At 45.3% G+C, this 18628-nt stretch carries 17 protein-coding genes and 2 pseudogenes; 4 read left to right on the top strand and 15 right to left on the bottom strand.

Annotated elements, in window-relative coordinates; all coding sequences use genetic code 11:
* Positions 1-43 precede the first annotated feature (43 nt).
* Positions 44-1564, bottom strand: a complete 1521-nt coding sequence (locus tag PVA01S_RS20970; RefSeq protein WP_280531826.1) for a carboxypeptidase M32 — start codon at positions 1562-1564, stop codon at positions 44-46.
* A 112-nt stretch (positions 1565-1676) separates the two neighbouring features.
* Between PVA01S_RS20970 and PVA01S_RS20965 the strand changes: the two genes are divergently transcribed.
* Positions 1677-2006: an iron-sulfur cluster biosynthesis family protein gene (locus PVA01S_RS20965; protein WP_054797646.1), complete on the top strand. Its 330-nt coding sequence runs from the start codon at positions 1677-1679 to the stop codon at positions 2004-2006.
* Position 2007: 1 nt separating this feature from the next.
* Here the strand turns inward: PVA01S_RS20965 and PVA01S_RS20960 are convergent, their stop codons facing one another.
* Positions 2008-2562 (bottom strand): beta-class carbonic anhydrase, encoded by a 555-nt coding sequence (locus PVA01S_RS20960; protein ID WP_054797645.1) that lies wholly within the window; start codon positions 2560-2562, stop codon positions 2008-2010.
* Between the two features lie 101 nt (positions 2563-2663).
* Entirely contained in the window at positions 2664-3200 is a 537-nt protein-coding gene (locus tag PVA01S_RS20955; RefSeq protein ID WP_127609259.1) for a DUF309 domain-containing protein, read from the bottom strand.
* A gap of 142 nt (positions 3201-3342) precedes the next feature.
* On the opposite strand from PVA01S_RS20955, the gene PVA01S_RS20950 reads away from it, so the two are divergent.
* From PVA01S_RS20950 to PVA01S_RS20940, 3 genes are all read left to right on the top strand, one after another.
* A complete protein-coding gene (locus tag PVA01S_RS20950; protein ID WP_054797643.1) occupies positions 3343-3795 on the top strand; it encodes a hypothetical protein in 453 nt (150 codons plus the stop codon).
* Between the two features lie 24 nt (positions 3796-3819).
* Positions 3820-4095 carry a YxcD family protein gene (locus PVA01S_RS20945; protein WP_054800019.1) on the top strand — a complete coding sequence of 92 codons (276 nt, stop codon included), beginning with the start codon at positions 3820-3822 and terminating at the stop codon, positions 4093-4095.
* A 143-nt stretch (positions 4096-4238) separates the two neighbouring features.
* Positions 4239-6173 (top strand): glycosyl hydrolase family 18 protein, encoded by a 1935-nt coding sequence (locus PVA01S_RS20940; protein ID WP_174817604.1) that lies wholly within the window; start codon positions 4239-4241, stop codon positions 6171-6173.
* Positions 6174-6381: 208 nt separating this feature from the next.
* Here the strand turns inward: PVA01S_RS20940 and PVA01S_RS27775 are convergent.
* The 12 genes and pseudogenes from PVA01S_RS27775 to PVA01S_RS20885 form a co-directional block, all read right to left on the bottom strand.
* Positions 6382-6553: pseudogene (locus tag PVA01S_RS27775) on the bottom strand (transposase); the annotation flags it as partial.
* A 127-nt stretch (positions 6554-6680) separates the two neighbouring features.
* Positions 6681-7400: a YebC/PmpR family DNA-binding transcriptional regulator gene (locus PVA01S_RS20935; RefSeq protein WP_127609257.1), complete on the bottom strand. Its 720-nt coding sequence runs from the start codon at positions 7398-7400 to the stop codon at positions 6681-6683.
* A gap of 237 nt (positions 7401-7637) precedes the next feature.
* Complete coding sequence (locus tag PVA01S_RS27770; RefSeq protein ID WP_164751919.1) at positions 7638-8057, bottom strand: tripartite tricarboxylate transporter permease; 420 nt, start codon at positions 8055-8057, stop codon at positions 7638-7640.
* Between the two features lie 26 nt (positions 8058-8083).
* Positions 8084-8392: a tripartite tricarboxylate transporter substrate-binding protein gene (locus tag PVA01S_RS20925; protein ID WP_127609253.1), complete on the bottom strand. Its 309-nt coding sequence runs from the start codon at positions 8390-8392 to the stop codon at positions 8084-8086.
* 291 nt (positions 8393-8683) lie between these two features.
* Positions 8684-8878 (bottom strand): annotated as a pseudogene (locus tag PVA01S_RS20920) (alcohol dehydrogenase catalytic domain-containing protein); the annotation flags it as partial.
* Positions 8879-8944: 66 nt separating this feature from the next.
* On the bottom strand, positions 8945-9787 hold the full coding sequence (locus PVA01S_RS20915; RefSeq protein WP_127609250.1) for an aldo/keto reductase: 843 nt from the start codon (positions 9785-9787) through the stop codon (positions 8945-8947).
* Between the two features lie 24 nt (positions 9788-9811).
* Positions 9812-9979, bottom strand: coding sequence for a DUF255 domain-containing protein (locus PVA01S_RS20910; RefSeq protein WP_244933004.1), 168 nt, complete (start codon positions 9977-9979; stop codon positions 9812-9814).
* Between the two features lie 52 nt (positions 9980-10031).
* Entirely contained in the window at positions 10032-11420 is a 1389-nt protein-coding gene (locus PVA01S_RS20905; protein WP_127609248.1) for an aldehyde dehydrogenase, read from the bottom strand.
* Positions 11421-11439: 19 nt separating this feature from the next.
* Positions 11440-12795 carry an LLM class flavin-dependent oxidoreductase gene (locus PVA01S_RS20900; protein WP_127609246.1) on the bottom strand — a complete coding sequence of 452 codons (1356 nt, stop codon included), beginning with the start codon at positions 12793-12795 and terminating at the stop codon, positions 11440-11442.
* A gap of 31 nt (positions 12796-12826) precedes the next feature.
* Positions 12827-14086, bottom strand: a complete 1260-nt coding sequence (locus tag PVA01S_RS20895; RefSeq protein WP_218029652.1) for an MFS transporter — start codon at positions 14084-14086, stop codon at positions 12827-12829.
* A gap of 609 nt (positions 14087-14695) precedes the next feature.
* A complete protein-coding gene (locus PVA01S_RS20890) occupies positions 14696-16009 on the bottom strand; it encodes a methyl-accepting chemotaxis protein (protein WP_164751918.1) in 1314 nt (437 codons plus the stop codon).
* 591 nt (positions 16010-16600) lie between these two features.
* A complete protein-coding gene (locus PVA01S_RS20885; RefSeq protein ID WP_127609242.1) occupies positions 16601-18499 on the bottom strand; it encodes a XylR N-terminal domain-containing protein in 1899 nt (632 codons plus the stop codon).
* Positions 18500-18628 lie beyond the last annotated feature (129 nt).

Below are 18628 nucleotides of genomic sequence, written 5' to 3'. Positions count from 1 at the left end.
GGAAGCTTCTCCCATTCGGTGAGAAGCTTCCGGTTTATGAACGCTATAGCTTATATATATCGCTGTACTTCGCACGCAAGTATTCCACTAAATAGGAAGGATTTAACTCCTCGCCGGTTACTTGCATGATGATTTCGGATGGCGTCAAGCTTTTGCCGTATTGATAAATTTTATCGGACAGCCACTCCTTGATCGGCAGCAGACGGCCTTCGGCTACAAGCGCGTCCGTTCCGCCAAGCTCGCGATCCAGCGTACGGGCGATTTGCGCCGCATACATGTTGCCCAGCGCGTACGACGGGAAGTAGCCGAATGCCCCGCCGGACCAGTGCACGTCCTGAAGCACGCCTTCACCGTTATGCGACGGAACGACGCCGAGATAGTCCCGGTACTTTTCGTTCCACACCTCCGGCAAATCGGACACGCGCACCGAACCGTCAAACAGCGCCTTCTCGATCTCATACCGCACCATGATGTGCAAGTTATACGTCAGCTCGTCAGCCTCGATCCGAATCAAGGACGGCTTCACCTCGTTCGTGGCGCGGTAGAACGCCTCCGCCTCGACCCTATCGAATTGACCCGGATAGTGCTGCTGCAAATCGCTGTAATACCGGCTCCAGAAGGCGCGGCTGCGGCCGATCGTATTCTCCCAGAAGCGCGACTGCGATTCGTGGATGCCCATGGAAGTACCGGTGCAAAGCGGCGTGCCTACCAGCTCCAGCGAGATGTTCTGCTCATACAACGCATGACCTCCCTCGTGGATGGTGCCGAACAGCGCGCTGTTCACATCGTCCGGCAAGTAACGCGTCGTAATACGGACGTCCCCCGGGTTCAAGCCGGTGGCGAACGGATGAACCGTTTCGTCGAGCCTTCCGGCCGCGAAATCATAGCCCATCTGTTCCAGAATGAACAAGCTGAATTTCTTTTGCTTCTCCTTTTCGAACTGCTGCTTCAGGAAGCTCGTATCCGGTCGGTGCGGGGAAGCCTGAATGGCGGACAGCAGCGGCACGACCTGCTCGCGCAGCGCGCCGAACACTTGATCGAGCTTCGCCACGGTCATGCCCGGCTCGTACATGTCGAGCAGCGTGTTGTACTTATGCCCCTCATACCCCCACAGGTCGATAAATTCGTGATTCATCGCTACGATTTTCTCCAGATACGGCTGGAACGAAGCAAAATCGGCCTTATCCTTTGCTTCTTCCCAAGCGGCTTCCGCTTGCGAGGTCAGGACGACGTACTCTTGATATCGTTGCGGCGGTATTTTTTTGCTGCGGTCGAATTCTTTTTTGCATTCGCTTACGATTTTACGATCGGTCCGGCTTAATTGCCCGTGGTTGTCTTCCTGCAAGAAATAGTCGAGGAACGCGCCCATCTCGTCGGAAACCGACATCCGGAACAACTCGCCCGATAACTCTCCCACGACTTCGGAACGCTGAGCGATGCCTTTCTTAGGCGCACCGGTCCGCATATCCCAATAAATGAGGCCGATGGCTTCTTCATAGCTTTTCATTTTTTTCAGATACGATTTGAATAACGCCCACTTGGCATCCCTTTGCTCGTTTCCCACAGGTTTTCCCCTTCCTTATCATGGATTCTATACTCGATCATACTTTTTCTTGAAAAGAGAAGCAAATTCCGGCAAAATAAAGATCACTGCACATCATGAGGAGGCATTATCGATGCACATTACATTTTCCGAACAAGCCGCAGAGGCCGCGATGCAGAAGCTGGGAACGGATCGGCCCGGCCTAATGAAGCTCGCTTATGATAATGAAGGATGCGGTTGTGCCGTCAGTGGCGTGCCGACATTGTGGATTATAGAGAAACCGGAGCCGGGCGACTTTGAAGTGGACGGGCAGCCGTTCCCCTTATGGATGGACCGCAAGCACGAGGTGTTCTTCGAGGAACGCATGACGGTGGATTATACAAGCAAAGACCGCTGCTTCGTGTTGAAAAGCAGCGGCCAAATCTACAATGCATTTATGAAAATCATCGATAAGCGCGCCTGACTCAGCCTTCTTCGATGACGTCGAGCTTTCCGGTTGTCGGGTCGATCACGAGACCGTGAATCGGAATGTCCGGGACGAGCGGGTGATTGCGGATCATTTTCACGCTGCTGCGCACGCTCTCCCTCACGTCGTCGAACCCCCGCAGCCAGCGCTCCAGGTTCATCCCGGAGTACTCGATCGTTTGAATCGTCTCCTCTTTAATACCGTGATTGAGAAATTTTTGTTTGATTTTCTCCGGATTTACATTGCTCATCCCGCAATCGTAATGACCGATGACGAACACTTCTTCGGCTCCCAACTCATAGATGGCGACGATGATGCTGCGCATAATGCCGCCGAACGGCGAGGTGACGATGCCTCCCGCGGCCTTAATGATCTTAACGTCCCCGTTCTTGATGTTCATGCTGGCAGGCAGCAGCTCGAGCAATCGGGTGTCCATACAAGAGAGAATGACGAACTTCTTGTCCGGAAACTTCGACGTGATATAAGGCTCATACTTGCGCTGCTCGACAAAGCTTTGGTTATACTCCAAAATTTGCTTTAATGAATTGTTCATGAACTCTCCTCCTTCTCCACATGCTAGCTCTTCGATGTGTCTATGGTTATCTATCACTATCCCCTTAAGATTTTACCTTATAATGACATCAATCGACAAGTTCAAATGACACTTCCGCCGGAGCGCCGTGAAGCTTTAATTTGACGTTGTTTCTCCCGTTCCTCCACAACGCCGCTTCGATCCCGCATCGTATGTTTATGGAGCAGGAACGTGTCGCCGGCCTCGCTAGACGTCCCCCATCTGTCCGGGTCGGAACAGCTTTGCTTACAGCGTTCTAACAACTGCGTATCCGTTATGGGCAAATTGATATCCGAAAAAGGCGTCCCCCGTTCCAACTCCTGCAGTCTGCCCGCCAGCATCGACTTGAGCGCCGTCCCGTCCAGTCCGAGCGTTTGCACGCTCGTTCGAGCCAGCCGTTCCAACGCCGCGTTGAACATTTTGACGGCGCCGCGCAGATTGCCCCGCCGCTGATGATAGGAAGCGACGGCAATCTGAATAAGCGCCACATACGCCTCGGCCTGCGGATCGTCGGGATGCTCCTTCCAGAACTCCTCCAATACTTCGTGGCATTCGAAATAATCCCGCTCCACATGAAAATGATTCAAATACCGCACATAGGCATCCGCATAATCGTTCATGTTCCTACTGTTCCCCTTTGCTCGACTCGTTATTTTATTTATTTTAACAATTTAAATATAATTGTGAAACCATCAGCCCAGTTGGAACGTATGAATCCCTTGTACGCAAAAACTATACTTGTATGTGGAGGATGTTCTCACCATGTGGAAAAAGCTATCTTTACTCGTTCTGGCAGCTACGATCGCCTTCTCGTTCAGCGCGCCGCAGCACGCCGATGCCAAAGGCTACAAATCGTCGAAGAAAAGCTTCACCCCAAGCAACAATTCAACGAATTCTACAAACCAAACACCGAACAGCGGGGTCAACAATAACGCCCCTGCCGCTACCAAATCGCCGGCAGCGTCTACGACGACTCCGGCTCAGAAACCCGGCTTTTTCAGCGGTGGCTTGATGAAGGGCTTGTTGATCGGCGGTCTGGCCGGCATGTTGTTCGGAGGCTTGTTCGGAGGCTTGGGCGCCCTGGGCAACATTCTCGGCCTGCTGGTGAACGTACTTGCACTGGTCGCTCTGTTCATGGTCATTCGCAAAGTATACGTATACTTCCGCGATCGTAAGAAGATCAACCAAAACCCGCAAAACCCGCGCGGTTATTAATCCGGAATTAAGGAGTAAGGCCGCATGAAATTAATGGAGCAGGACATTATTAACGCGATTTGCTTGAACATCGCCGAACGCAAGCAGCTTCAGCCGACGCAGGTCGAGGTTGAGCTGATGTGGGACGAAGACCTCGGCTTCTCCGCCGAAGTCTTTGCCGAAGGGCGCAGCCAAATCCTTATTGCGGCGAACATGCTGGAGGCCATTGAGCGCTACATGTTTACCCAGCATGGCATGCGGGTGTTCCGCGAACAAATCCGGCTTGAGCTGGAAGAGGAAATCGTGGCGTACGTCGCCTAACCTTATCGCCTATCACGAGCATTACCTGAAAGCTTACCGCGAGGTAAGCTTTTTCTTCATTTATTTTCCTTGCAACTTTCAGGCCTCTTGCCGCGTTTAATAGAGTGGTAGTTTTGTAGACTCGAGCAGAAAGAGGCTGATGCATGTTGAAGCGTAAGACCCTGCTGTCGCTTGCCGCCATAACCTTGTTCTTATCTGTCGCCGGCAACGCCGCGGCAGCCGATAAGACGTCGAAATACCGCGTATATCAAGACACGAAACTCATTTTGGAAACTAGCGATTACAAGACAGCGGAAAATTACGCGCGTTGGTTCGCTGATTCCCATGTCGAAGAAATCGGCACACGCAACTGGCTCTGGGACAATTATCCCCGGTACAAAGTGTATCAGCACGGCTACAGCGCCCCCGATTGGGAATTTGCGACCTTGGACGAAGCCGTCCGCGAAGCGTCCAAGTGGGGCAGCGCAAGCGTGCGCGACCTGCAGTCGGGCGGCTGGGTGTGGAACAATTATCCCCGTTACCGGCTGTATCAAGGCGATAACACGTTGGACGGCTGGACGTTCGTTACGCTTAACGACGCGATTGCCGAAGCGACGAAATGGGCGAACGCACACATTGTCGACCTCAGCACGCATCGTTGGGTGTGGGACAATGTGGCTGCCGCCAAGAAGACAGAGCTTCGCCAAACCGGCGCCAAGACGTATCAGGTGTACCAGGGAAAATACACGACGGATAGCTGGAAGTTCGCTTATTTGGAAGATGCGATCGCCGAATCGCTGCGCTGGAGCAATTCGACGATCGTGAATACGTCCACCGGTAAGGTCGTGTTCTCGAACGTCAAATCGTTCAAGGTCTACCAGAACAACAATTACCTGGACGCATTCTTAAGCGTGGACGATGCGATTGCTTATGCCAAGTGGTATGACCATACCCGGATCGTCAATGAAGAAGCGCCGAAATTGGCGGGAAGCAACCAAACCGTCTGGTCTAATTATCCGTATTATCAAGTTTTCCAAAACAACAACTTGATTGCCGACTTCAACACCATACCAGCGGCGTTGAATTATGCCAAAGGCTACAGCAATGCCTCCATTCGTTTATATGACGGAGGGACCGCCATTTGGGACAACTTGCGCAAGCTTCAATACTGGGGATGGAACGGCACATCCAGCGACGGCACTATCCGCAGCCATGTCAATACGACATCCGGACTTGACGTCGTCTCTCCGACCTATTTTAATCTCGAGGATAGCGCGGGCAATGTGACGGACACGTCCAACAAAGATACGGTTGCCTGGTTGAAGAAACAAGGCTACGCCGTTCACCCGCTCGTTCACAACCAATTCGATCCGAAGCTGACGACGGCCTTCCTCGCCTCCAAGGAAGCGCGGGGCAAGTTTATCGGCACGCTCGTCAATAAAGCGGCCCAGCTCGGCGTCGACGGCTTGAATATCGACTTCGAAAGCCTATCTGGCAGCGACCGCGCCAATTTCACCGCGTTCATGGAAGAGCTCACCGCCGCCGCCCACGCCCGGAACTTGCTCATCTCCGTCGATCTGCCGCGCGGCAGCGCGAAGTGGAATGCGCAAACCGCCTTCGATCACGAGAAGCTGGGAGGCATCGTCGACTACATCATCACGATGACCTACGACCAATACTGGAAAGGCAGTACTGAGCCGGGCTCCGTAGCCGGATTGCCTTGGGTCGAGGAAGGCATCAAAGAATTTTTGTCGTACGGCATTCCTCGCGACAAGCTGATCATGGGCGTGCCATTCTACGTTCGCGAATGGAAAGTCGACAGCGCGGGCAATCTGGAGAGCAACCGCGCCCTGTTGATGAAGGACCTTGAACCGCTCATTCAAGAGAAAAAGGCTACGAAAACGTGGGACGCCCGCTTCCAGCAGTACAAAGTCGAATATATGCAGGACGGGTACAAGAACGTCTTCTGGCTTGAGAACGAAGCGACCATCAAGGCGCGCATCGACCTCGCCAAGAAGTACGAGCTGGCCGGTGTAGCGGCCTGGCGTCTCGGCTATGACAACGCCAATGTATGGCAAACGATGATTCAGCAAAAGTAGATAAAAGGCCTGAAGCGTGACAAAGGACCGTTCGGACAAATTGCCGAACGGTCCTTCCGTTTATCCGGTTAGCTCTGACGGATCGTCTCGTCCCTCTTGTGATCATCGTCGTCATCATGGGTATCTTCATCTTCGCATGCATCGACTTGTGGTGCAGTTAATGCATCTTCTGTGATTTCCAAGGTTAGCTGTTCATCAGCAAGCCAAGCAACTCAATGAAGTACTGCAAGTAGAGGTTCTCAACGAAATGCTGCACACGTTTCTCGATCCGTGAACCCACAACGCTGCTAAATGATTAAAGAACCGAGTGTAACGCGGATCGACTCTGCTTTTTGACCGCGATCCAAGGCCCTAAAGGATTTGGCATATTTCTCTTCCGCGGCAAGTCCTAAGTAAAATGCAACCAAATCAGGCTATGAATCGACATGACTTAAATGAGGATCCTAATCGTTCAGGTTTATGTCGTAAGACAAAACCTTTCAGATATTCGATGTTTCGGTAATTCGGTTAATCCTCCGCATCCACATTGTGGTAAACTCGCTGTACGTCTTCCAAATCCTCTAACGCATCAATCAACTTTTCGAATTGTGCCTGCGCGTCTTCCGCAAGAGTAACATAATTTTGCGCGAGCATCGTAATCTCAGCAACCGTGAAATCCGTTATTCCGGCATTTTTGAATACTTCTTGCACGGCATGGAACTGATCAGGTTCAGCATAAACAATGGTGGCTTCATCTTCTTCAAAAATGTCACGTACGTCTACATCTGCTTCCATTAATAACTCAAATACTTCATCTGATGTTTTACCCACTAGACCTATGACTGCCGTTGAATCAAACATATATGATACGGACCCGCTTACACCCATGCTTCCGCCATTTTTATTAAAACAGGAGCGTACGTCCGAAGCAGTACGATTCACGTTATTTGTCAGTGCGTCTACGATGACCATAGACCCATTGGGGCCAAAACCTTCATAACGAAGCTCTACATAGTTATCTTCTGAGCTTCCTTTTGCTTTTTCAATCGCCCGGTCAATGATTGCTTTCGGTACATTGTACGTTTTTGCCCGTTCGAGTACGAATTTTAGGGCGCCATTAGATTCCGGATTTGGTTCACCTTTCTTAGCAGCAACATAAATTTCAATTCCAAACTTTGCATAAATACGACTCGTGCTTGCGTCTTTTGAGGCTTTTTTTTCCTTAATATTGTTCCACTTACGTCCCATACTTATCCCGCTTTCTTATTGTACTTGAAATTTGGTTAGAGCCATGTTCTTCTGCAGTCTTCAATTTTCTTTACTTTGTTCATTATAAATCTTTAAGCATCACTTGAACAAGTTCCTATCAAGAATTATCAGAATCTCAAAGTACACAAAAGAACTTCTCCTGACATGGAGAAGTTTTTAAGTGACCAAACCAGATATTGAGTACCGCCTTCATAACTGAATGACAGATTTGTCAACCTATCGTTCAGCTGCATTATTTGATTGGACTCTCTTACGAAAAAACATTCGAATCAATTTTGACAATAGTGGATACATCGTGACAATTGATGTCAAGACTAGAAGGGAGCACGCGATGGGCTGGTTGATAAAAATGGTAAGGCTACCATGGGATAGCAGCAAGGACTGCTGCAACGCGTCTTCCAACATGGGGCCGATGACCACGGCAAGAATAAGGGGGGCCGTTGAGAAACCTAATTTTTCCAAAAAGTATCCAACCACTCCTGCGATCATCATAATCCACAAATCGGTAACGGAATTATTAACAGCATAAGCTCCTACGATACACAGTACTAGAATTATGGGCATCAACAGGTTTTTAGGCGTTCGCAGAATATTGATAAATAGGCCTACCAAAGGAAGATTCAGAACCAAAAGCATGATATTCCCAATATACATGCTAGCAATTAAGGGGTAGCAGCTGTTGTCCCTACCAGGAAATCAAAATTATCCTGCTTGTAGCCTAAATTTTTCTGAAGGATGGGCTGGATCGAAAACAGGCCGTCTCCCGCAAACTGTAGATTATAGCCGTCCGGCTTTTGTCTAACAAGGTCCGTCATTGCAGTGATCCCCCCAGCGTCATCCTTGTTTTCGACAACAACGGGCTGATTCAGGTACTTACTCATCAGTTTGGCAGTGGCTCGGGCATTCACATCTGTTGAGCCTCCAGAAGCCAATGGGACGACTAAAGTAATCTCCTTCTCAGGGTATTTCACCTGATTAGTCGCTTGGCATGTAAATTCCTCCCCTAATATGACTTCATTCCCCCTTACGGGTTCCACTAATCTTCTTAAATGCTATTTTATTTTCGTTTAAAGCGCTTCCAATAATTCTCTCTAGAATGACCTTAGGCGAAAGGCACCTCATCAAATGTCTAAAGCCTAACAATGAAAAGTCGTGCCAATTGGTCATAACCCTGTCAAGTAGACACGAATAAAAAGACACTTATTCGCTGCGACCGTTTCCCGAAATTCCACCGGGGAACGGTCGTTAGTTTCTTCTCGATCCCCAATAGGAACGGCGGCGGCATCCTCATCGGTCATATTGGCCGGTTTTATTGCCACTCCCCCGTCTTCAGGCAGACATTTGTACTTGGCATAAGCGCCATAACCAATACCGCAAGATGCAAAAACTTGGTCGCCTTTCTCAAATCGTTTTACATCATTGCCTACTGCTTCAACTAGCCCTGCTAGCTCATACCCTCCTACAAAAAGAAAAACCCATGTCTAGTTAGACATGAGTTTTGGATTTTCGGGATAATTTCCGGTTTAAAATTCTTCATATGTGGCAGGATCTTGATTATTAATCCTTCCATCAGAGCGAGTTAATCCTGAAATAATGCTCATTTCTGTTTCATCTAGGGAAAAGTCGAAAATGGATATATTTTCAAGCTGCCGTTCGGGAGATGAAGATTTAGGAATTCCAATGGCTCCAAGTTGATAATGCCAGCGTAAAATTACTTGTGAAATTGACTTGTTATGACGCTCGGCAATCTTTTGAATAGTGTCATTTTGTAAGAGTACACTTGCTCGGGCTAGTGGACTCCATGATTCTGTCTTAATGTTGTTCTCTTCATGCCATTTTCTTTGTTGTGCTTGATTGAAAAATGGATGTAATTCTATTTGGTTTACGCTTGGCTTAACGCCCGTTTCTTTTTCTAAACGCTCAATATGTTCAGGCAAGAAATTACTGACACCAATAGAGCGAATAAGACCCCATTTTTTAGCGTCAATTAATGCTTGCCATGCTTCCACATATTTATCCTGTTTAGGGTTAGGCCAATGAATAAGATATAAATCAAAATAATCCAGATTTGCACGGTATAAAGATTCTTGAATGGTAGTAACAGCTTTATCATACGCTTGGTAGCGACCCGGTAATTTAGATGTAATTCTTAATTCTTCTCTTGGAACGCCAGTGCGTTTAACGGCCTCGCCTACTGTTCCTTCATTTTCATAATTATAAGCAGTATCAATTAGTCGATAGCCTATATCAATTGCACCTACTATAGCATTGACACCTTCATTACCCTTAAGTGTATATGTACCCAAACCTATAACCGGTAAAGTAACTTCATCATTAAGTGTGACCTGTGGAATAGAATTACCCATAACTAATCACTCCTTCCAGTAATACTAGAAAATAGGTTTATTATCGCGCTTTGCAATTTCAAAAGCCTCATCCGACCAAGGGAACCCATCTGCCGGATTGTAAGCATGTTGCAGCAAATACGGTGACGTTGTCTTGGGGCAGCACCTACTTTTTTCTTGGAATTTCTTGTATTTCACATTCAAATATAGCATACCTCAATAGAATGAAAAAAACTATACCGTGTCCGACGCCGCTGGACATCCTTTATTTAATAATCTTTCTCACAAGCTTTACCTTTTCTTTATAGGGCGGATATGATAAGTCACTCGCTAGCTTGGTCGAGCGTTTTAAAATGGATTTCGGATGTGTGAAGCTTTCATAACTAGCCTTTCCGTGATACACATTCATTCCTGAAGAACCAACTCCACCGAAGGGTAAATAAACATTACCCACGTGAGACATGGTGTCGTTAATACTACCTCCACCAAAAGGAAGCTCTTGAAGGAAGAATTGGACGGCTTGCTCATTTTCAGAGAATAAATAAGCTGCTAATGGTTTGGTTAACTGTCGAATTTCATGAATGGCCTGTGTTATGTCTGTATATTTCATAATCGGTAAGATAGGTCCAAAAATCTCCGATTCCATCACTTTGCTTTCCCAAGTGACACCTTCTAATAAAGTAGGAGCCATGTATAAATCCGAGATATCTTTTTGACCTCCAAATGTAATAAGATGTGCATCTGCTTCTAATACTTGTTCAATCCTTTGAAAATGACGTTCATTAATAATCCGCCCGAAATCAGGGCTCTTTTGTGGGTTTTCTCCATAATATTGTTCAATTGTTTTTTTCAGCTTTTCAATGAATTTTTCATAAATGGACGCATGGACGAACAAGTAATCAGGTGCTACACAGGACTGCCCGGCATTGGTGAATTTCCCCCAAATAATTCGTTTCGCTGCGATACCTAAATTTGCTGTTTCGTCAACAATCACAGGGCTTTTACCACCTAACTCCAATGAAATCGGGGTTAAACGCTCGGCCGCCGCGCGCATCACAATTTTGCCAACCTCAATACTGCCTGTGAAAAAGATGTAGTCAAATGGTGCATGAATTAATTGTTGAACGAGTTCTTTTTCACCTTCGACTATTCGTATATACTTTTCTTCAAAGATCTCTTCTACAATTTTTTTAATAATAGCAGTTGTGTGAATCGATAATTCCGATGGTTTAATAATTGCCGTATTTCCGCCAATGATGGCCCCTAATAAAGGTTCAATCACAAGTTGGAAAGGATAATTAAAGGGTCCGATAATTAATACGGCCCCGTATGGATCTCGTACAATAAAACTTTTTCCCGGTTGGAACTGCAGGGGTGTCTTTACCTGGACAGGTTTGACCCATTTATCTATATGCTTAATCATATGACTTATACTATTTAAAACCAAACCAACTTCTGTTGCATACGCTTCAAATTCACTTTTTCGCAAATCCTTATATAAGGCGTCAATGATTTCCTTCTCATTTGTTTGAATAGCAGTTTTTAATTTTATTAGCTGTTCTTTGCGAAATTCAATATCTTTTGTAGCGCCGCTATAGAAATATTTTTTTTGTTCTAATATCATTTGTTCAACAGATTGTACGTTCAAAACCATATATTTCCCCCTTGATCATTTATTGAAAACTAGGCGCTACTTGTTGATTTTTATGTTTTTTTGTATTAGGGTTTTCCGGAATTTTTAGTCCTAAATGACTGCGCAGCGTATCTCCCTCATACTCTTCTCTAAATAGACCTCGTCTTTGTAACTCTGGTATGACATAATCGACAATAAGATTTAAGTCTTCCGGGAAGGTTGGCGGGATAATATTGAATCCGTCTGCCCCCCCTTTAACAAACCACTCTTCTAACTGATCTGCAATTTGTTCAGGTGTTCCTATTACTTCAAAATGTCCACGCGCTGAAGAAATGCGTTCATATATATCACGCAGCGTTTTTAATCCCTCATGTTTGGCAATATCGCAAATAATTTTATAACGAACTCGTGGATTTGTAGGATCCGCATATGTATCATAATCTGGGAATGGATCATCTGGATTAAATCCTCTAAAGTCGATTTGTGTAAATTCGGATAAAAACAGAAGCCCAGCACCTGGCATAATCAATTTATTTAGCTCTTCACGCTTTTGACGTGCCTCTTCTTCAGACTTTGCAACCGTAATATATACCCCCGGCATAATCTTTACGTCATCACGCTCACGATTATATTTAGCTAGACGACCTTTCAGATCTTCATAAAATGCTTGTGCATGCTGCAAGGATTGGCAGGCTGTAAATATAACTTCAGCTGTTCTGGCAGCGAGTTCTTTACCTGCCTCTGATGATCCAGCTTGAATGATTACCGGATGTCCTTGCGGTGGTGCCGGTGCATCTAATAATCCACTTACTTTAAACCATTTACCTTCATGTTTGACGGGATGAACTTTGGATACTTCAATGAATTGACCGGTTTCTTTATTTGCAACAACCGCATCCCCTTCAATGGAGAACCAAAATTTCTTCACTACATCTAGAAATTCTTCAGCGCGTTCATATCGATCAGCATGTGACAAATGTTCTTCTTTTCCATAGACAGTCGCTTCTAAATCGTTGGCAGATGTAACGACATTCCAACCTGCTCGTCCTTTTGATATATGATCCAGAGAACCAAATTTCCTTGCGATATGAAACGGCTCATTGTAAGTCGTTGATGCTGTAACGGTAAGCCCGATTTTTTTCGTAGCACTTGAGACAGCTGCCAAAATCATTAATGGATCTAGTTTTAATTCGGAATACGAATTTTCATGAATGGGACGAGCTACCGAATCGGCAATAAATAACATATCAAATTTACCACGCTCTGCTATTTGTGCAATTTCAATAAAATAATCGATATCATAATTACGATGTGACTGTGATGACGGATGTCTCCAACTTGCTAAATGTTGCCCAGGTAACTGAATGAATAATCCTAAACTCATTTTTTTACTCATTTTTGCTTGCTCCTTTAATCTCTTTATATAGTCAGCTATTTTCCGTTATTCCCTTATTTTCGAGAGGCTTATTTATGGATTTCTTACCCGTATCCTGTAAGAAAACCAGGATAAGAATAAGGGAAATGATCGGTAAGCTTACAGCTAGGGCAGCGGCATTCCCTAAGCCGAGCGATAGGGCGATTGTTGTAACAACAGTAGGGACTAAGATTTGCCCTAAGCGGCCAACGATGTTATTTGCCCAGGCCATTGCACTCGCACGAATTTCAGTGGGAAAGAGCTCATTGGTCAGCGTTGATCCGACAATGAGGTAAGAGTTCACGAAACCAGCTGAGATAATGCTACAGATGAGCACAGCGTAAAAATTATGAAGGGTGAACATTAAAACACTACATATACATCCAACGATGATAATGATCGTCGCGGCACGCTTGCGTCCGATACGATCCATCAGCTTGCCATTCAAAGCAATGACAAGCATTGCCGTAATGGTTTGAGTCAATAAGCCGATGCTCACCATGTTTGGGGTCCAGTTCAATTCGTTTACAACCCTTAAGGTAAAGAAATTTAAAGTACCTTTGATTCCGAAATAGAGAAATACCCATACGATGGACATGACCACCGTGTATTTGATATAAGGGCTTTTCCAAGGTCCGAAAAAGTCTCCTTTCGGGAGCTTTTTACCGAGTTTCTTCTCCTCTTGCAATTGCAGGAAAGCCTCTGTTTCAGGCAGTCTCTTTCTAAGCAGGAATACAGGAATCATCGGAAATGCTCCAACAATGTAAAGTACTCGCCAACTTAGCCCAAGCTTCGTTATGATGGGAAGCAGGATTCCAATCAACAAAGCACCAAAAACCGCTGTAAGCTGGAATCGTCCAACAGCACTTCCTCGATGTTCTGTTGAAAACTCCTCACAGAGAATGACATACCCGACAGACCAGCAACCGATTAAGAAAATACGTGCAACAAACTGCAGGAAAATAAAAACCTCAATATTAGGTGCGAAAGCTGTGACTAGACTACAAATTGAATACATATAAACACTTGATAAAAAAACCTGGCGACGTCCGATCGTGTCTGCCATTCGAGATACGAAGAATGCAACCATCGTTCCAACGGCAATGATGGAAAGGGCATACCCGGACATCTGTGTCGTTATTCCAAAATCTTTCATTATATACGGCAGAGCTATATTAATTACCGCATCATCGAAGCCTTCAAAAAAAGCTCCCAATATGAGAATGGGCCACATCCTTTTTTGACGTGAGTTCATCATAAACTTTGTGCCCACATTAACTTCCTCCCAGTAAAAAGCTTTGAACGACCCATTAACAATTTCAAATACGAATATACTTATTTAAAAAATAATAAAAAGAGGCCTCATTCCCCCTTTAAGAAAATGAGACCTCCATTTGTATGTTCGATCCACATTAACTTCGAGAGAATGAGACCTCCAGTTGAATGGTCGGTCCGCATTAGGAAGCCTTATTATTTATTTGTAAAGAATCATAACATAATTAATTTTAATGATGCAATACTTTTTTCATTCTTTTCCGATTTTATTACTAGGATTATTCACATTCCTGATTACGAGTACAATTATAATGAGCACGCGAAGAAAGGAGGTGACATTGACTCTCTTTTGGGAGGAATGTTGTGGAACACGTTGGCATTCGAACAATTTTTCTCCTTGAGGTTCCCGTCCCCATCCTTGTATGGCTAATCGTTGCTTCTACACCAGCAAGAGTTCCCTGGCCGAATCGGATCTCGGTGACGTTGCCTTTTTGCATAGTCTCCGGAATGCGGGCCACATTCTCTGTATAGGGGTCGGACATTAACCGATACAAAACAGCCCTGATCATCCAAATTAACGACAGGGCGTGCATTTGATATCACGATATTATTTAATATGAGAACGGGATGTCCTGTTGTTGAAACGGACCTTATTAAACACGAAAGCGATTCTAGAATCTCCACGAAAGCTTGTTCCACATCGCGGGCGGCCTTCATGCCGCTTCCCACTTCCCGGACGCCGGAATGCATCTCGCATCCGAGACTTTTCCGGATCGAAGCGAAATATCCTCCAAAATCGCTGCCACGGCTTGTGCCGATTGCTCGTATTGGTTCGCCAATTCTTCACTTCTCCCGCAACCGCGGCAAACCCTTGTCCAGCCTCTCCTGCTCTCGCTGCTTCAATGGAAGCGTTAAGCGAAAGCAATTGGGTCTGGGCTGCGATTTCCCGCAGCAGGTCAACAATGTTTCCGATTTCGATTAACCGTTCGTGCAAGTTGTCCATTAGACCGGATGATTCAATTACGGCTTGCTGGACAGCTTCCATATGATCGGACAAACGCCGCAGCAGTTGACTTCCCGATTCTGCTTTCGCGGCTGTTTGCAGAGACGATACATGCATAACTTCCGTCGATTCGGCCAAACTTTGAATCGCCGACGACAACTCTCCAACCGCTCTGGAATTCGATTCGGCTCCTTTGGCCTGACTTTCCGCCCCGAAAGCAATTTCCTGAATCGTTTGAGTGATTTGCTGGGCCGCCTGCGTCGATTGTTCAGCGCTTGCTGCAAGTTCCTGGGAGCTTGCGGATACTCCTTCCGCACTAAAAGAAACCGTCCGGATCAATGAACGTAAATTTGCCGCCATCTGTTGAAACGCCGCAGACATGCTTCCCATTTCATCACGGCTGCGAATGACCGGAATGTCTTTGGTCAAATCCCCGTCTGCAATCAGTCGCGCGACAGCGGTCATCTCGACAAGCGGTTTAGAAAGGCGTGAAGCAATAAAGAGCGCCATTCCGATCGCTGCGGCAAGCGAAACGATCAACACAAGAAGAACCACATTTTGCGCCTTTTCGAGTGTATCCGTATTTTCTAGACTTGCTTCCTCCATTTGACTTTGTTGAAATGAAGCAAGTTCGTCACTTTTCTCCCGGATATCACGGCTAAGTGGAAAAAAGTTCTCTGTCGCGTAACGCAACGATTGTTCGGGAGACGCCTGCACTAAACGGACAAATTCCGCTTTGATTTGTTCCATTTTTTGAAGGTTACCCTCCATATACTGCAACAAACGCTTGTTATCGTCCGAATGCACCATAGAGGACGCTTCCCTAGTCAAGTTTAACAATTGGTTCTGGGCCGCATCCATTTTATCCAAAGCAACCGAATCTCGCGTAATCATGTAATCACGTACGCTACTATTCATTTGGGTCGCCTGAACCTGCATTTCTTTCGCTATAAAGCAGAATCGACGCCCTCCGATTTACAAGATCCGAATAACTGCGGTCTACAATTTGCATGTACACGTAAGCAATACTGCCTGCAACACCAAGCATGGCTGATATCACTAGAAAGCTGGCAAGCAATTTGATACGGATTGGCAATGTCATACGGTGTTGCTTCATAGCTCCTACCTGCAATTTTTTTTTGGTATCTTGCTTATCGTAGCAAAATGAACGAACTTTTTCACTTTCAGCTTCTCGCCTTTTGAGTGTCAAGCTAGCGTGGGCAGTCATTTAAAGCCCTAGGAACGCCGCGCATCTTCTTACCAATTCCCGACTATCCTAAGTCATAAACGTTAGACGTATAATTTTCTTCTGTTGAATAGCGTTTAGAACCCAAAATTCGGTTATTATACGAAAAATGTCATATCGTATGTTTTGGGTAAAATGTTGGCGGGACCCCAGACTGTTCGAATAACCGGCTATGCTTCCTGATTCCTCAACATCATAGAAAATAGGCCGCCGCATCAGCCCTCTCATTTCTATTCATTTTTCAACTAACAATCCCATGTATATTAAATTGCGATTTCGCCTATCACAAGTAACGCCTGGAGTATGAGATACAGTTGATAATTGAAGGCCGGATTACGCAATTCTTGTTCAAGAAGAGTCTCGATCTTATGAATACGATAGCGGAGTCCACTCATGGATAGACAAAGCTCATTTGCTGTTTGTTCGAGATTTCCGCCGTTTGACAAAAATATGTAGAGTGTTTTAATCAATTCCGGATTTTTATTGCAATCAGTCGAATAGAGTGGTCCTAGCAGCTGCCGCGCAGCTTTTTTGATAGCGCTCTCATTTTTATTGTTAATCAACAGCCCTACTATACCGAGAGATTCGAATAAAACCACTTTTTTTGTGCTGGGCATACTCATTCGCAAGGCGACAATAGCTTCATCATAATAGTCTATGGAGCGATCGATTTGTTCCCCTTTCGAACTGACGCCGATCTGAAAGGTGTATTTTCTGAATATATGGGCTAAGTGCTCGATAACACCGTTACATAAGGCTGAAATATCCAAATTAGCTAATGATTCCGTTTGAACAAGCAACACAATGTTATTCCCACGTTGACACATTAATACATTCCACATCTTATTTTTAAAGTATTGCAAGGTCGTTTCTATTATTTCTTCATATATTAGCATTTCATTCTCAAAATACCCATGCTGATTTTGATACTTGAGGATAACGATGTAAAACGGCTGCTCCAGATCAAAATTAATATAACTGCCGTGATTAAGAATATCTTGCTTTGAAGAAAACTGCCCTTGTAAAATTCGCTCCAAGAAATGTCCTTTCATCCGTTCCGCCGATTCTAAGCTTGTCTTTTCATTTAACAGATAAAGCGAACAAACGGAGGCAATCCGCTCTAAAGTAACGAGGTCGAATTCCGGATATTCTTTCACTTTTTGAGATATAAATGAACAATAACCCGATATTTTTCCCCGAATGAAAATCGGCGTGATCAAACGAGAATGGCAGGATGCATTGATCGATGTCGAATGCAAAAAAGAACCGTTAGGCGTCACATTCGGATCATGAACGGGTTTCTTGTTTTTTTGGATATAGTCTTTAAAATCTTCATTTGCCTCTTTAAAAAATTGTGGCGTTAAACCTGAATAGGCGAAAGCGCGAAAATTGACATCTTCAATGATCAAGGGAATGCCCGTTGTTTCATAAACGATATGGGCGATCGATTGCAGATCATTCCCGTTGATAATTTCTTCCGTTAATTTTTTATGAATGTTAGATATTCGGGATAGATTGTTGCGCTCTTCCAATAGTTTTTCATAGGTTATTTCCAATTCTTTAACAATGGGTGTGTCTTCATAATAGCGTAGGAAGTCATACACTTCCCCGTCCCATAAGTCAAGGGATTTTCCCACCCATCTACATTCCTTATGCCCCATTCCTTCACAAGTTAATTCCTTTACAATCACAATGTGGTTGCAAATAGCAGACAAATACCCACTAGCGTAGCCGACTAACGTGTAACAACCCGGGGAGCCCAACCGCGACACGTAGTCTTCAGCTTCATACGAGTTATACCAGATACCTTCCATGTGAATGGATTTCACAGTTTTATCCGGGAGATATTCAATTTTCAACATTGTTGTGTTAACGCCGGTAAATCCCTTAATCATGTGAATGTCCGGTCCCATGATAATGGATTCTTCAACCGAGGATAAATTCATAGCGAGAACATTTTTCGCATCTTTTACCCCCAGATCCCTGCCATAACGGATCAGGAATCCCTTCATTCTGTCCATTCCAATATTTTCAATCAAGTCCTTTCGAAACGTTCCGAAAGCGGATGATGATAATAAAATGATTCTCTCGTTGTTCATGTGAATAGTTCCGTTATGGTCTGATACAATATGATGATCGAATAAAAGCTTGTTATTTGTCATCTATCTTCACACCTTTTTTGGTATTAATACCCACACTATGACGTTTCTCCCGTAAATGAAATGAGGCCCATCCCAGGGGCGTGGTCATGCATTCCCCAGCAGAGTCCACTCCACAGCCATCACTCCCGG

Source organism: Paenibacillus validus NBRC 15382 (assembly GCF_004000985.1).
In the GTDB taxonomy this organism is placed as follows: Bacteria; Bacillota; Bacilli; order Paenibacillales; family NBRC-103111; genus Paenibacillus_G; species Paenibacillus_G validus.
This window is presented reverse-complemented; position numbering and strand designations above follow the sequence as displayed.

Bases quoted from the DNA above. Each gene is read 5' to 3' on its own strand.
- PVA01S_RS20900 (WP_127609246.1), bottom strand. From the start codon at position 12,795: ATGAGTAAAAAAATGAGTTTAGGATTATTCATTCAGTTACCTGGGCAA.
- PVA01S_RS20915 (WP_127609250.1), bottom strand. From the start codon at position 9,787: ATGGGTAATTCTATTCCACAGGTCACACTTAATGATGAAGTTACTTTA.
- PVA01S_RS20950 (WP_054797643.1), top strand. From the start codon at position 3,343: ATGTGGAAAAAGCTATCTTTACTCGTTCTGGCAGCTACGATCGCCTTC.
- PVA01S_RS27770 (WP_164751919.1), bottom strand. From the start codon at position 8,057: ATGCTTTTGGTTCTGAATCTTCCTTTGGTAGGCCTATTTATCAATATT.
- PVA01S_RS20955 (WP_127609259.1), bottom strand. From the start codon at position 3,200: ATGAACGATTATGCGGATGCCTATGTGCGGTATTTGAATCATTTTCAT.
- PVA01S_RS20905 (WP_127609248.1), bottom strand. From the start codon at position 11,420: ATGGTTTTGAACGTACAATCTGTTGAACAAATGATATTAGAACAAAAA.
- PVA01S_RS20885 (WP_127609242.1), bottom strand. From the start codon at position 18,499: ATGACAAATAACAAGCTTTTATTCGATCATCATATTGTATCAGACCAT.
- PVA01S_RS20935 (WP_127609257.1), bottom strand. From the start codon at position 7,400: ATGGGACGTAAGTGGAACAATATTAAGGAAAAAAAAGCCTCAAAAGAC.
- PVA01S_RS20960 (WP_054797645.1), bottom strand. From the start codon at position 2,562: ATGAACAATTCATTAAAGCAAATTTTGGAGTATAACCAAAGCTTTGTC.
- PVA01S_RS20945 (WP_054800019.1), top strand. From the start codon at position 3,820: ATGAAATTAATGGAGCAGGACATTATTAACGCGATTTGCTTGAACATC.
- PVA01S_RS20940 (WP_174817604.1), top strand. From the start codon at position 4,239: ATGTTGAAGCGTAAGACCCTGCTGTCGCTTGCCGCCATAACCTTGTTC.
- PVA01S_RS20890 (WP_164751918.1), bottom strand. From the start codon at position 16,009: ATGAATAGTAGCGTACGTGATTACATGATTACGCGAGATTCGGTTGCT.
- PVA01S_RS20965 (WP_054797646.1), top strand. From the start codon at position 1,677: ATGCACATTACATTTTCCGAACAAGCCGCAGAGGCCGCGATGCAGAAG.
- PVA01S_RS20910 (WP_244933004.1), bottom strand. From the start codon at position 9,979: ATGCTATATTTGAATGTGAAATACAAGAAATTCCAAGAAAAAAGTAGG.